Genomic DNA, 12,154 nt, shown 5'->3' with positions numbered 1-12,154 from the left:
TCACGCGGTGGGCCCGTGCCGCCATCCACGCGCAGAGGGCCTCGAGGTGGCTCGGACCAACCAGGTGCTCGCCTGCGTCAACCGGCTGCTTGCCAGCGGGGACGCCGCCTGGGACGCCGCCGGGCAGACAAACGGACTCGGGGCTGCTGACACATACACGCTCATCTGCATCAGCCAGCCGTAGGTCCGCTCGACCGCCCACCGCTTCGGTATCGGGGTGAATCCCCTGGTCCCGGGGTGCGCGCGACGATTTCCATGTCGATGCCGAGAGTGGCGGCATGTTCGACAAAGTGCTGGCGGTAGCCGCCGTGGACCCACACCTTGCGGATGCCGGGATGGCCGGCGGTAACCCGGTCGAGCAGTTGGGTGCCGGCCACGGAGTCCTGGACAGTGGCCGCGGTGACCAGCCGCCAGGAGGAGGCCGATCGTGTCGGTCACGATGCTCCGCTTCCGGCCCACGATCCTCTTGCCCGCGTCTACGCCCTGACTCGTGGCGGGAACGCTGGTGGAGGTCTTCACGCTCTGCGCGTCGATCACGCAGGCCGACGGCTCCGCGTTCCGCCCCTCCTTTCGCCGCACCAACTCCCGCAGCAGACCGTTGAGCTGAGCAAACACCCCTTCCTTTTGCCACTTGGCGAAGTAGCCGTAGACCGTCTCCCAGGGCGGGAAATCGCGCGGCAGGTAGCGCCACTGCACCCCAGTGCGGTCCACATAGAGGATCGCGTTCATGATCTCGCGCATTTCGTGCTCGGGCGGACGCCCGAAGTCCAGGGCCCGGCCGCAGCGCTCGAAACCAGGCCGCCAGGACCGGCTCGATCAACTCCCAGCGAGCATCGGACAGATCACTCAGGGCTCCATCGCACCGACAACCTCACTGGTATCGGATGCCTGCAACCCGCAATCCAGGTGATACGGGAATGGTTGAGGTGAAAACGACCTCTGATCAGAGGGCGATATGTAACTCTTTGTCTGTGTGGATGAGGTGCAGTGATCAGGTGCTTGGGGTTAGCCGATACCGGGTGCCGAGCGACGGAACTCAGTGGGCGGGAGCCGGCTCGGACGACGGCCGCCACTCCCGCCTGATCAGCCCGTAGACCCACGAGTCAGAGACCTCGCCGTTGACGACGCAGTCTTCCCGCAACGTCCCTTCCCGCACGAAGCCGAGCTTCTCGAGCACGCGGGCAGATGCCACGTTGCGCGTATCGGTCTCAGCTTGGACGCGATTTAGGTCCAGCGTGTCGAATGCCCACCGCAGCAAAGCGCGCGCGGCCTCGGTCGCGTAGCCGTAGCCCCACGCCGCATCGTCGAAGCAGTAGCCAAGCGACGCGCTGCGGTAGTCCGGATTCCACCTGTTCAGGCTGCACCAGCCGATGAACGCCCCGTCGGAGACACGATCTACGGCCAGCCGCGACCCGGTGCCTTCCTGCGCCATCTGCCGGCAAGCCGTGATGAACTGCTCGGCGCGCACGGGTTCGCTCCACGGTGGCGCGTCCCAGTAGCGCAGCACATAGGCGCTGCTGTGCAGTGCGAACAGGTCGTTCGCATCCGCGTCTTCGAAGGCACGCAGTTGAAGGCGAGCGGTGTGCAACGACGGGGTGGGCAGCGACATGCTCATGTTCCCTCCCCTGATCGGTGGCCGATCAATAAGACATCCGATGCGGGTCACTCGCAACGGGTTTTCTCGACGGGTGGGATAACGACGTGTCCGCTCACAATGCCTACTGGGCAGTTTCCCCTCGATCGTATGCCTGAGCCCGCTGTGTCGGCTTGAGTACGGCATGGTGTGGGCAGCACCCGGCAAGTTGCGGCGGACTTTGCCGCTGATCGTCGGTGGGCTGCGCCCCAGCTCGGCGGCGATCGCCCGGATGGTGGCCTCCTCCAGTAGCCGGTCGACTGTGTGGATGCGGTCGGCCTCGCGGAGATAGCGCGTGGGGTCGCTCGGTTCATCGATGGGTGCCGCGTTGATTGATGGATATGCCTTGATCCGACCCGAGGCACCTCGTCCGTTGCGCCATCGTTCGCCTACGACGCCCAGGTGAACGTGGAACTCGTCTCCGCGCACCTCATCGTCACGCAGCCCGGGGAGATAGCCGACTACGTAAAGGCGTTCGCCGAGCTGTCCGCCATCGCTGTCTACGGAGCACAGACCAGGACGCTGATCACCACAGCCGTCGACGCGCTGAACCGGTTGCGCACAGGGCCGGTTGAGGCGTGCAGAGGATTCTGGTGCGCAGGGGTGGCGTCCCCCGGCGAACGGGTGAGGGCCGCCGCCCTGCGAGCGATTCGTTCAGGAGCGTGTCAAGGGGTCGAGCACTCGGTGGAGGGTTTCGTTGCTGATCCTGCTGTAGATGGTGCCCTCCGAGAGCAGGATCGACCCGGGACATGCCATGTCGTCCCCGTCGATCTGGCGAGACGCGACCTTGTGGTGAGTGCGCAGTTCATAGATGTTCACGACATAGTGGGCGGTCTCGATGTAGAGGGTTCGGTCCGGCATCCGTCCGGCGTTGGAGATGGTTCCCAACCCGTTGTTGTAGGCGTAGTCGCACTTGGTGTTAGTGGTGCGACCGAAGTCGTTGTCACGTCGTACACAGGCGATCAACTGCACCATGTCGGACGTTTGGGGGTTGATGGCTGATGACGCGGAGGCGGTCTCGGCGAGCGGGTAGCGGTAGTAGTCGCCGTCCGTTTCCTGGTAGATGACAAGCGGACGGGGAAGCGAGCTGCCGTAGGTGGCTGCGCTGTCGTAGGCAACGCCAGGAGTCCCGCAGGCCGCGCCCAGTTTGTCGACGCTGGGCAGCGTGTCCTCGTGCCGGGGAAGGAACTGCCACTTCGCCAGCCAGCCGAGGACGCCCGCCAGTACGATCGCGGCTGCAGCGACGCGGACACCTCGCCAGTGGTTGCGCGGGGCCGGAGCACGGGTCACGAGGGCGCGGACCAGATCGCCGCGTCCGCTGACCGTGCCGATCGCAATCTCCGCACCCTCGCCCTCACCCTCGACGACCAGCACGCCGGACGTCTCGGGACCGGGCATGGTGGGTGCCTCCCGCCACTCCCGTACATCGGCCCAGACAACGGCGCGTACTGGGCGGTACTCGTGTGCGACGACAAGTCCGCCCTCGCACACCGCGATCCACTGCCGGCCCCCCGGGAGCCTCGACGGTACGGCAGAGGCGTAGATGAACAATCCGGCAGGTATGAGCAGGGCGAGAAGGACCGCCGCGACGGGATTGCGGACCAGCACCAGGACAAGGCAGAGGCCGCCCAGGGCTGCCGTCCACAACGGCGAGAATGGTCGTGTCCACAGGGGGAGCCGGGAGCGGTGCACCCGCCGCACGGCGCCGAGTCCGTTGCCGCTCGCCACTTCCTGCAGTCGCCCGCGCCTCGCCGACCCGAATCGCCGCTCCTTCGGTCTGTCGCTCCCCTTGTCGTTTTGCGCCTGGCTCTGAGACCCCGTGTCTGTCACGCTGTGTCCTTCCCGGAGCGCCGGACCCGGGTGATGGTCCGGCCAAGTCGATCGAGAGCAGGCCCGTCATCGACGGACCGTCAAGGCAGGTCACTGTAGCTCGGCGCAGAACCGAAGCGAGCACAAACTGCGTGCGGGTCAAGGGACTTCGGCCCCTGCAGCCGCCCAGCGCTCTCGGACTGTCACGTTCCAGTCCTAATACCACCATCGCCGCTCATGGCGCTGCCACGGCATCATGTGTGCCAGGCGGCACTACATCCAACGCGTGCGACCGCTCTTTCTTCGAGGCGTATGCCGAGTCGCGTGATACTGCCGATACCGGCACGCCTCCGGCAGCCGGGGGTGTTCCTGCACCGGCATCTCTCTGAGCTCGGGGGCAGTTGAGCACGGGTTTCCTTAGTCGCAACCGGGATTACCCACACGCGGCACGACGGATCCGATCTTGAGTATGCTCTCTGTCCTGCCCCCGGCCAACACCTTGTGGGCCGACCTGGTCCGGGGACGTCTCAGGCCCTTGCGGCCGTTCCTCCATGGTCCCGCACTTCGCTCTGGATCCGGCGTGAGCGCAGCATCCCGATTCCCAGCACGATCAGCCACAGGCTCCAGAGCACGTATCCGGCGAAATTCGCCTGGTCGGCGCCGGGTATGCCGAAGGGCACGAGAAGACCTGCGAGGATCAGCGGTACGCAGGCCAGGGCCAGGGCGGCGACCGGGCGCGCGATGAGAAAGCGGCGACGCAGTGCTGTCACGATCAGTACGGTCCAGGCGGCAGTCAGCAGATAGCCGAGGGTTTCGCCGACGATCTGCCCCAGCACGCTGTTCAGCTTTGCGAACAGTTCCACCGCGTCGGCCCGTGCGGCGGCCGAGCCGTCGGGGTCGGCGACGCGGTCGGCCAGCGGCGGGACGAGCAGCGGCCAGCGCAGCAGTCCGGCCACCTGCACGGCTGCGGCGGCCACGCCTGTGACTGCCGCGGCGGCTGCCGTACGCCCGCCCCCGGCCATCCGTGCGGTGCGCAGGGCGATCGGTGCGAGCGTGGCTGCGCCCAGCGCGAGCAGGGTGAACAGGGCGCCGATCACCAAGGTGTGGGTGTGAAAGCGCAGCAGCACTGCCTCGTCCGGCTGCTGGAGCACGTGAGGGTAGTCGAAGGCCCCGCTCAGCAGCGCAAACGCGACATTGACCAGCACGGCTCCACCGACGAGCAGCGCCCCGGTGACGGCATGGGCGGACCTCGCGGGCATGATGCACCCCTCTCTCTTATCTCTGTACGCCGTACAGATTGGACGGCGTACAGAGATTCTGGACGGCGTACAGTGATCGGGTCAAGAGGAGGTAGGGATGACGACGGCCCAGCGCGGACGGCCCGGCCCGCGGCGCAACCTGACCGACGGCGCGATCGTGGAAGCGGCCCTCCAACTGCTCGACCGGCGTGGCGCCGACGCGGTGTCGATCCGGGGCATCGCCGCCGAACTCGGGGTCGCACCCAACGCGCTCTACACGTACTTTCCCGACAAGGCAGCCGTCCTGCGGGCCGTGGCAGACCGCCTCATCGGGGAGTACGACTTGGGCGCACTGGCGGATCCGGCCCGGCCCTGGCGGCAGCGCCTGCACGATCTCGCCCTGAGTCTGCGGTCCCGGCTCCTGGACCACCCGGGTGCCACCGCCATGCTCCTAGGTGCCCCCATGGACGGCCCCCGGGCACTGGCCCTCGGAGAGGCGCTGCTCGCACTTCTCGTCGAGGCCGGCCTCGACGAACGCGACAGCGCCCGCGCTTCCTACCTGCTGATCGTCTACGTCCTCGGCTCGATCGCGCTGGAGGCCGCGGAAGTCGAACCCACCCGCCCCGCCCCGCCCGAGGCCCAGCGTGTCGCGGCCCGTAGGGCAGCCTTCGACGCCGTCCCCGCGGAGGCGTACCCGCTCACGGCGGCCAGCGCCGACGTGATGTCGCGTTACATCACCACGGAACAGTTCCGCTGGGGTCTGGACCGGGTCGTCGACGGCTTTGCCGGCCCGGTCGGCCCAGCGCAGGAGTAGCCCATCGCACGGCACGGAACTCGGCAAGCGCGAGGGCGGGAGGTCGACTTGAAGGCCGGACCACGGCGCATGGTGGCCCATCAGCCGTCTCAGAGGCTGGCCGTGAGCAGTGGCCTGTCAGTGCCTGAGGATGCATCGGATCGCTAGGAGCGCCGACACGGGAGGGCCGTTTCGTTGCCGTGACCTCGGGCGGACGCGTGTGGGACCTGGCCGGGGCGAATGGATCGGAGTGCGGCCGCAGCAGGGGCGCCGACCCACCCCTGTGGGACATGGCCACGGCGAACGGCTGGGGCCTGCCGTTGACCGGACACACCAGCCAGGTCCGGGCAGGGGCCAGGCAATGCTCACACGGCCGGACTCGCTCTGAGATCGGTATCAATTCCCCTGCCGTTGGCCAGGGTTCGGGGAATGCTCGCCGCCTTGCCGGAAGAGGGAGCGCCAACGTGGTGCTCCTCGCCGACCAGACCGCAGCTGATGGGACCGGAAGTTCGTCGCCCGGATCCAGGCCGTGATCAACACGCTGGGGCGGCCAACGGGGCCGCGGACCCGTATCTTCCCCAGCACGGGGACGAACTGCGGACTGTCCGCGGCCTGGCCCGCGGTCACCACGAACGCCAGCGGGCGGCACCTGCGGTCGGCGGCGAGGTGAACCCTGCTGGTTTGCCCGCCCCTGGCGCGTCAGGAGGGCGGCCTTCAGTCGGAGTTTTCGCCGACGTCGGATGCGTCGTCGCGCCTCCCGCCCGTGATCGGTCTCGGTGTCCTGTCCGTCCTGTCCTTCGAGGCTGCCCCCTTCGACCGGGCCTTTGCTGCCTCGGCGGCAGCCTTCTCCAGTGTGGTGGTGGAGTCGAAGCTGACCAGGGACAGATCCACCTCACCCCGCTGCGCAGCCTCCGCGATCAGGCCCTCCAGCAGGGCCTCGAAGACGCCGGCATCGCGCCGCTGGCGGCAGCGGTTGGGGACGGTCGACGAGGCACCGAACCCCTGCGGCATCCCGCCACCGTCCGCCGGTCCTGAACCGCCAGATCGCACCCTCGAACTGCTGCCGCAGCCGCTCGGGATAGGGGCCGTACTCGCCGATCGGCACATACGGCCCGATGAACTCCCACTCCCTGTCCGTCAGTGGCACTCGCGTCGCAGGAGAAGATCTACCGCTGTAGCCCCTTGCCCGTGGGATACCGCCCTCACCGGTGCGGAGGTGGCGCGGCCGGGCGGTCCCGAGGTTCATCGCCCGGTTGGGGAGCACGGTCGTGACCTGCCGCGTCCGCTTCCGCGCGCAGACCGGCGCTGCCCGCCCTGTTCGGGCCAGTCATGTCGGAGCGCTCGCGATCGTTGCTCGCAGCCTGCCGGTATGCCGACGGGGGCATGCCCGTCCACCTTCGAACGGCACGCGTGAACGCAGCCGGGGTGGCGAAACCCACCCGCGCTGCGATGGCGGTCATGGGCAGTCCGGCCGGTTCTGGTTCCGCCAGCAGGGCCAGCGCCTGCTCTCGCCGCTCTTCCTCGACCAGGGCGGAGAAGGAGAACCCCTCCTCCTGGAGCCGCAACTGGAGTGTGCGGCGGCCTACCGCCATCGTCCGCGCCACATCCGCGAGCCGGGGCGGGTCGGCCGCTCCCGAACCCTTCTGCAGAACCGCCCGCACCTTCGACGACCACGGCATGCGGTTCAACGAGAGCTGCCGTTGCGCATAGGGAGCGAGCATCGCCAGCACCACCGGATCGGCATGCCGCACCCGCGCGCGCAGCGCGCCCACCCCGAAGACGCAGGCATCCGTCGGCTGCCCGAATGCCACCGGGCCCAGCGCTCGGCGGTATGCCTGCGGCCGGGTCGGCTCGGGCCTCCTCAGCAGCACCCGGTCCGGCGCCACGCTCTCCCCGGCGAGCCGGCGAGCGATGGTACACAGCATCGCGAAACAGGCGTCCACGGTGTCCGGGTGCGCCGCGCCACCGTCTAGGTCCCGCAGACTCACCGAAACCGAGGCGGCCCCATCGCCGGCGGGGCACCGTCGGACGACCAGCTCGTTGTGGCCGATGAGGGGGTGGAAGCGCCCCAGGCTGTCCAACATCGCGTCGACGTCCGGGCTGTTGGCGAGGATCGGCGCCAGCACTCCTCCGAGCGCGGTGGTATCGGACGACGCCGCGAACGCCAGCCCGGGGTGCTCCACGCCGATCTGTCCCAGGGCCTCCCACAGCGGTACGAGCCAGTCCGCCCGCGCATGGTCATCTGTCGGGGAAAGGTCCGGATCGGCGCCCTGCCTGAGCGCGTACGCCCGTAGTTCCGTCTCCATCAGGGCGGTGCCGCCTGTGCTTTCGGTGTCCTGGACTGCGGATGCGCGAGAAGGCAAGTGGGGTACGCCCACGGGAAAGCCCGCCTCTCGGTTCGGCTGCGAAGTTGGCTGCATGGAACTCAAAATCCCGGTACGGCCGGGTCTGACCTACGGTACCTACCCCTTGCTCGCGACAGTAACGGCCGTAGTGGTCTGGGCCGCCGTCACCCATCGTCTGGCGATGTCGCAGGACGCCGTCCTCGCTCTGCTGACCATCGGCACCGTCGCCGCAGCCTTCACCGTGGAGCGCGTCAACCCGCTCCTGGACCGCTGGCGGATGACCCGGGACAGCCTCGTCGGCCGCGACCTGCCGTTCATCGGCCTGGCGTTCGTGGTCGAGCAGGTGGCGACGATGGGCGTTTCCCTGGTCGCGGCCCGCTTCGTCCCGGACGGCGGCTTCGGACCGGTCGCGCGCCTGCCGCTCCTCGTCCAGGCATTGGTCGTGCTGCTCGCCCTGGACCTGCTCTGGTATGGCTACCACCGGGCCGCGCACACCCTCCCACGACTGTGGCGGGCCCACGGAGTGCACCACGCGCCGTCCCAGCTCTACGTGCTCATGCACCCGGTCTTTCACCCGATCGACCTGGTGGTCTCCCGGTTCGTGATCTCCCTGCTGGTGTTCCGGTTCAGCGGCGCCGGCCCTGATGCTGCGTTCCTGGCCCTGGTGGTACTGAATCTTCAGCAGACGATCAGCCACGTCAATTCCGATATCCGCACCGGGCCGCTCAACTATCTCCTGATCGGCGCCGAGACCCACCGCTGGCACCATGGCGCGGGAGAGCGAGTCAACTACAGCTCGGTGCTGGCGGTCTGGGACATCGTCTTCCGCACCTTCGTCTACGAACCTGACCGAGTGCCCGAACGTCTCGGGCTCGACGACCCCGCTGCCTACCCCGACCCGCGCCGATTCCACGCCACCCTCGCCTGGCCGTTCCGCCGAGCACGCACCATGAACCCCAGCCCGGCCGAGTGACCCCCCCGTTTCGGTTCCCCCTTCTCTCTTTCCCCTTGTCGTCAAAGAGGTCCAGCTCGAAGGCGCGTTTCCTTCGCCATTCGCTCGGCTGCTTGCGGCACCAGACGGCTTCGAGCAGCTGGACACGAGCCCATGCCTGTTGAAACCTCCCCTCCCTGAAGGGAGGGGATTCTTCACCCTCCAGGGCTGATCGGGGATTTCTAGCTCACGCTGCCAGGCCAGGCAGCGCCTGGTCTGGTCTTCCGCGATCAGCACTAGCCGGGTTGAGACCAGCCCGGACCAGCATCACGCGGGCGGAGTTCTTGTCTCGGGGCGAGACGGCTCCGCACGCGGTGCAGGCGTACGTTCGTTCTGAGAGAGGTAGTGCGTGCTTGGTTCTCGCTCCGCACTGCGCACAGTCCATCGTGGTGTGCGCGGGGTGCACGAGGCGGACGTCCCGCCCGTGCTTGCGGCCCATCTCGATCAGGGCCGCCTTCGTCGCCGAGATGGCGGCGTCGGCGGCTTTGCGGGCCATGGTGGTCTTGGCGAGGAACTTCGGGCGGAAGTCCTCCACTGCCAAAGCGTCGTGGTCGCGGACAGCCTTCTTGCCCCACTTGCGGGCCGTGTCCAGGCGTTGCCGGGCCACCTTCTTGTGCAGCTTCGCCCTCTGCCGCTTCGCTTCGCGGTAGCCCTTCGATCCGGCCTGTCCGCGCTTCGGCTTGCGCCGTGCCATCATCCGCTGATAGCGGGCGAGTTTCTGCACGGCCGTCTTCCCGTGCTGGGCGTGGGGAAGGTCGTGGTCGTCGCTGGTGGTGGTCGCACTCTCCCTGACGCCCCAGTCGATACCGATCACACGCCCGGTTTCCGGAAGCGGTTCGACAATCGCGGGGACGACGAAGGAGGCGTACCACGCCCCGGTGCTGTCCTGGTAGACGCGGACGCTGGACGGGTCGGCCTCAAGGTCCCGCGACCACACAACGCTCAGCACGATGCCCCCGGCCAGGTGCAGACGGCCGTCTTTGAGGCGGAACCCGCGCCGGGTGTAGCTGAGGCTCGGGCGCGCCTCGCGCTTCTTCTTCCAGCGCGGCATACCCGCCCGGCGTGCCAGGGGCAGCCGGTCCTTGATGTCCTTGTGCGCCTTGGCGCGGGATTTGCCGAAGTCGCGTATCAACTGCTGTTGCGGAACGCTGGAGCCCTCACGCAGCCACGCCGTGCGCTTGCGGGCCTCGGTCAGCATCTTGTCGAGCTGGGCCGGGCCGCACGTCTGCTTCTCGCCGGTGGCCTTGTTGTGCAGATGTGTCGCCTTGGACTTGGCGACGGACTCGTTCCAGATCCACCGGCACCGGTCCCATTCCGCCTCAAGTGCGGTGCGGGCGGTGGACGACACGCGCAGCCGGAAGGTCCACCGGGCGTACCCGGCATCCTCCGTCTTCGCTTCGGTCGTCATGAACATCAACCTATCTGGGAGGACTGACAATTGAGAACAATCGATCTTGGCGGGGTTCCTCACCCCGTCTTGGCGTGGACGCCATTTCGCCCTGACGGCGAAACGGCTACCTCTGCCCTGCTCCGCAGGAGTCCGATTCCTCCCCGCCCCAAAGGACGGAGCATCCTCGGAGGAACCCGGTGAACCGATCTGGGCCGCGTCGCCCGCGAGCCCCGAGCCCTGACTATGGTGTCGTTTCAACCCCCGATGGACCACGCTGAGCGCTCGCCATGCCGAACACGTGGAAGGAGGGTGGCGACCGTCCGGGACGACCCTTGCGGTGCTTTGCATGGTGCCATCGTCTGACAGGATGGTGTGATGAGGACTAGTTTCGGACCCCTGCCTGTGCCCCCGGCTCATGGGCCCGACTTTGAGGAAGATTTCACCGCTCCGCAGCTCAGGGAAGATCGCTGGGTCGATCACTATCTTCCGCACTGGACGTCACCCGAGCGGTCTCAGGCACGCTATGACATGGACGATTCCGGGCTGCGGCTCCGTATCGACGCTGACCAGCTCGATTGGCGAGAGGAAGACGCTCCGCTTCGCGTGTCCAACCTGCAAACCGGGGTCTTTTCCGGTCCAGCGGGCTCTCGGCGAGGAACACACCGGCATCGTTCGGATGGACTCGTTGTCCGCACGGAGACACCAGAGCGTTTGCTGTGGGCGCCCACCGCTGGACGTGTGGATGTGACCGTGAGCGCGAGTGTGAATGAGGGGTGCATGCTCGCGGCGTGGCTTGTGGGGACGGAGCATCTGTCCGAGAAAGACAGCGGCGAGATCTGCATCTTCGAGATCGACGCCGAGGCTGTCGGCGAGGGGAAGACTCACGCCCGGTGCGGAGTGAAAGCGCATTCAGACGCGCGGCTGGCAACCGACATGACGGAAGTTGTCCTTCCCTTGGATGCGTCGAAGCCCCACACCTGGACAGCCATCTGGGGACCATCAGGAACGCTCATCGGCTGCGAGGGCGCTGTCGTGAAACGGATGCCTCAGTCTCCCGGCTACCCGCTCTTCTTGATGATCGACCTCTTCGAGATCGGCCCTCGCTCGGGGTCCGACACCTCCTACCCGAAGACTGCTCACATCCACCGCGTGCTTGGGTGGGATGCCGTTTCAGCGTCTGACAGGAAGTAGCTTGGCGAAGAGGATGGCCCCGATCCGCCCTCGTCACCGGCTCAAGCTGTGGAGGCCGGTTTCTTCTACCAGCCCGGGGTGGGCATCTTCCGGGTAAGCCGCTCGGTCATGAGGGTGATGAGTGCCCGGTTCAGATGGGCTTCGCTGTGCTGCGGGAGGCGCTCGTAGTCCCTCGCGTTGCCGCGGGCGTTCATGATCCCCCCAGGGTACGTTCGACTCGCGAGCCTCGCGGGAGGACGACGAACCCTTTGACTCCCTTGGGGCGGGAGACGGTCTTGAGAGTGATGTGGAGACAGTCCTCGGCCCAGGTCAGGAGCTGGCCAGCGTAGACGGAGTCGGCCCAGACCTGGGTGATCTCCGGGTGAATGAGGCGAAGGCGCCAGAGCAGTTCGCAGGCGGCATCCCGGTCCTGCATGTCGGCGGGCGTCACCATGATCATCACGGCGAGCCCTTCGTGTCCACCGCAACATGTCTCTTCCGACAGTTGATCAGCTTTGCGGGATCGAAGCCACGCGTCGCCTTGCTCACGATGGACGCGCCCTTGACTAACTGCGAGTCGACGATCAGCGTGACCGGATGGGGACGTCGTCCCCAGGCCAGCGCGGAGACGACGGCGGAGCTCAGGGATGTAGAACCCTTGACGTGCTCCCTGGCCTAAAGTCCAGGGATTCCGGTCTGGGTCGGCTGACCCTTCCGGGGGCTTCCTGCTTCACCGCGCTGTGCCGGGACTTTCGTCCTGGTCTTACCGGCGCTCCACGAGGCGT

General features: G+C 67.4%; 8 protein-coding genes and 3 pseudogenes. 3 read left to right on the top strand and 8 right to left on the bottom strand.

Annotated elements, in window-relative coordinates; all coding sequences use genetic code 11:
* The 4 genes and pseudogenes from Q8A52_RS44520 to Q8A52_RS44505 form a co-directional block, all read right to left on the bottom strand.
* Positions 1 to 850: pseudogene (locus Q8A52_RS44520) on the bottom strand (IS5 family transposase).
* Between the two features lie 186 nt (positions 851 to 1,036).
* Positions 1,037 to 1,609 carry a GNAT family N-acetyltransferase gene (locus Q8A52_RS44515; RefSeq protein ID WP_316763515.1) on the bottom strand — a complete coding sequence of 191 codons (573 nt, stop codon included), beginning with the start codon at positions 1,607 to 1,609 and terminating at the stop codon, positions 1,037 to 1,039.
* 678 nt (positions 1,610 to 2,287) lie between these two features.
* Entirely contained in the window at positions 2,288 to 3,361 is a 1,074-nt protein-coding gene (locus Q8A52_RS44510; RefSeq protein WP_316763403.1) for a hypothetical protein, read from the bottom strand.
* A gap of 608 nt (positions 3,362 to 3,969) precedes the next feature.
* Positions 3,970 to 4,701: a DUF4386 family protein gene (locus Q8A52_RS44505; RefSeq protein WP_316763401.1), complete on the bottom strand. Its 732-nt coding sequence runs from the start codon at positions 4,699 to 4,701 to the stop codon at positions 3,970 to 3,972.
* A gap of 97 nt (positions 4,702 to 4,798) precedes the next feature.
* On the opposite strand from Q8A52_RS44505, the gene Q8A52_RS44500 reads away from it, so the two are divergent.
* On the top strand, positions 4,799 to 5,494 hold the full coding sequence (locus tag Q8A52_RS44500) for a TetR/AcrR family transcriptional regulator (RefSeq protein ID WP_316763397.1): 696 nt from the start codon (positions 4,799 to 4,801) through the stop codon (positions 5,492 to 5,494).
* A 522-nt stretch (positions 5,495 to 6,016) separates the two neighbouring features.
* Here Q8A52_RS44500 and Q8A52_RS44495 read toward each other — a convergent pair.
* Positions 6,017 to 6,668 (bottom strand): annotated as a pseudogene (locus Q8A52_RS44495) (transposase); the annotation flags it as partial.
* A 7-nt stretch (positions 6,669 to 6,675) separates the two neighbouring features.
* A complete protein-coding gene (locus tag Q8A52_RS44490) occupies positions 6,676 to 7,779 on the bottom strand; it encodes an AraC family transcriptional regulator (protein ID WP_316763394.1) in 1,104 nt (367 codons plus the stop codon).
* 112 nt (positions 7,780 to 7,891) lie between these two features.
* Between Q8A52_RS44490 and Q8A52_RS44485 the strand changes: the two genes are divergently transcribed.
* A complete protein-coding gene (locus Q8A52_RS44485) occupies positions 7,892 to 8,791 on the top strand; it encodes a sterol desaturase family protein (protein WP_316763392.1) in 900 nt (299 codons plus the stop codon).
* 205 nt (positions 8,792 to 8,996) lie between these two features.
* Here the strand turns inward: Q8A52_RS44485 and Q8A52_RS44480 are convergent, their stop codons facing one another.
* A complete protein-coding gene (locus Q8A52_RS44480) occupies positions 8,997 to 10,217 on the bottom strand; it encodes an RNA-guided endonuclease InsQ/TnpB family protein (protein ID WP_316763389.1) in 1,221 nt (406 codons plus the stop codon).
* Between the two features lie 759 nt (positions 10,218 to 10,976).
* On the opposite strand from Q8A52_RS44480, the gene Q8A52_RS44475 reads away from it, so the two are divergent.
* Positions 10,977 to 11,390, top strand: coding sequence for a hypothetical protein (locus Q8A52_RS44475; protein ID WP_316763387.1), 414 nt, complete (start codon positions 10,977 to 10,979; stop codon positions 11,388 to 11,390).
* Between the two features lie 68 nt (positions 11,391 to 11,458).
* On the opposite strand, the pseudogene Q8A52_RS44470 reads toward Q8A52_RS44475, so the two are convergent.
* A pseudogene (locus tag Q8A52_RS44470) lies at positions 11,459 to 11,981 on the bottom strand (transposase); the annotation flags it as partial.
* Positions 11,982 to 12,154: the final 173 nt, after the last annotated feature.

The organism is Streptomyces herbicida (genome assembly GCF_032656585.1).
Classification (GTDB): domain Bacteria; phylum Actinomycetota; class Actinomycetes; order Streptomycetales; family Streptomycetaceae; genus Streptomyces; species Streptomyces herbicida.
This window is presented reverse-complemented; position numbering and strand designations above follow the sequence as displayed.

Bases quoted from the DNA above. Each gene is read 5' to 3' on its own strand.
- Q8A52_RS44515 (WP_316763515.1), bottom strand. From the start codon at position 1,609: ATGTCGCTGCCCACCCCGTCGTTGCACACCGCTCGCCTTCAACTGCGT.
- Q8A52_RS44505 (WP_316763401.1), bottom strand. From the start codon at position 4,701: ATGCCCGCGAGGTCCGCCCATGCCGTCACCGGGGCGCTGCTCGTCGGT.
- Q8A52_RS44500 (WP_316763397.1), top strand. From the start codon at position 4,799: ATGACGACGGCCCAGCGCGGACGGCCCGGCCCGCGGCGCAACCTGACC.
- Q8A52_RS44490 (WP_316763394.1), bottom strand. From the start codon at position 7,779: ATGGAGACGGAACTACGGGCGTACGCGCTCAGGCAGGGCGCCGATCCG.
- Q8A52_RS44485 (WP_316763392.1), top strand. From the start codon at position 7,892: ATGGAACTCAAAATCCCGGTACGGCCGGGTCTGACCTACGGTACCTAC.
- Q8A52_RS44480 (WP_316763389.1), bottom strand. From the start codon at position 10,217: ATGACGACCGAAGCGAAGACGGAGGATGCCGGGTACGCCCGGTGGACC.
- Q8A52_RS44475 (WP_316763387.1), top strand. From the start codon at position 10,977: ATGCTCGCGGCGTGGCTTGTGGGGACGGAGCATCTGTCCGAGAAAGAC.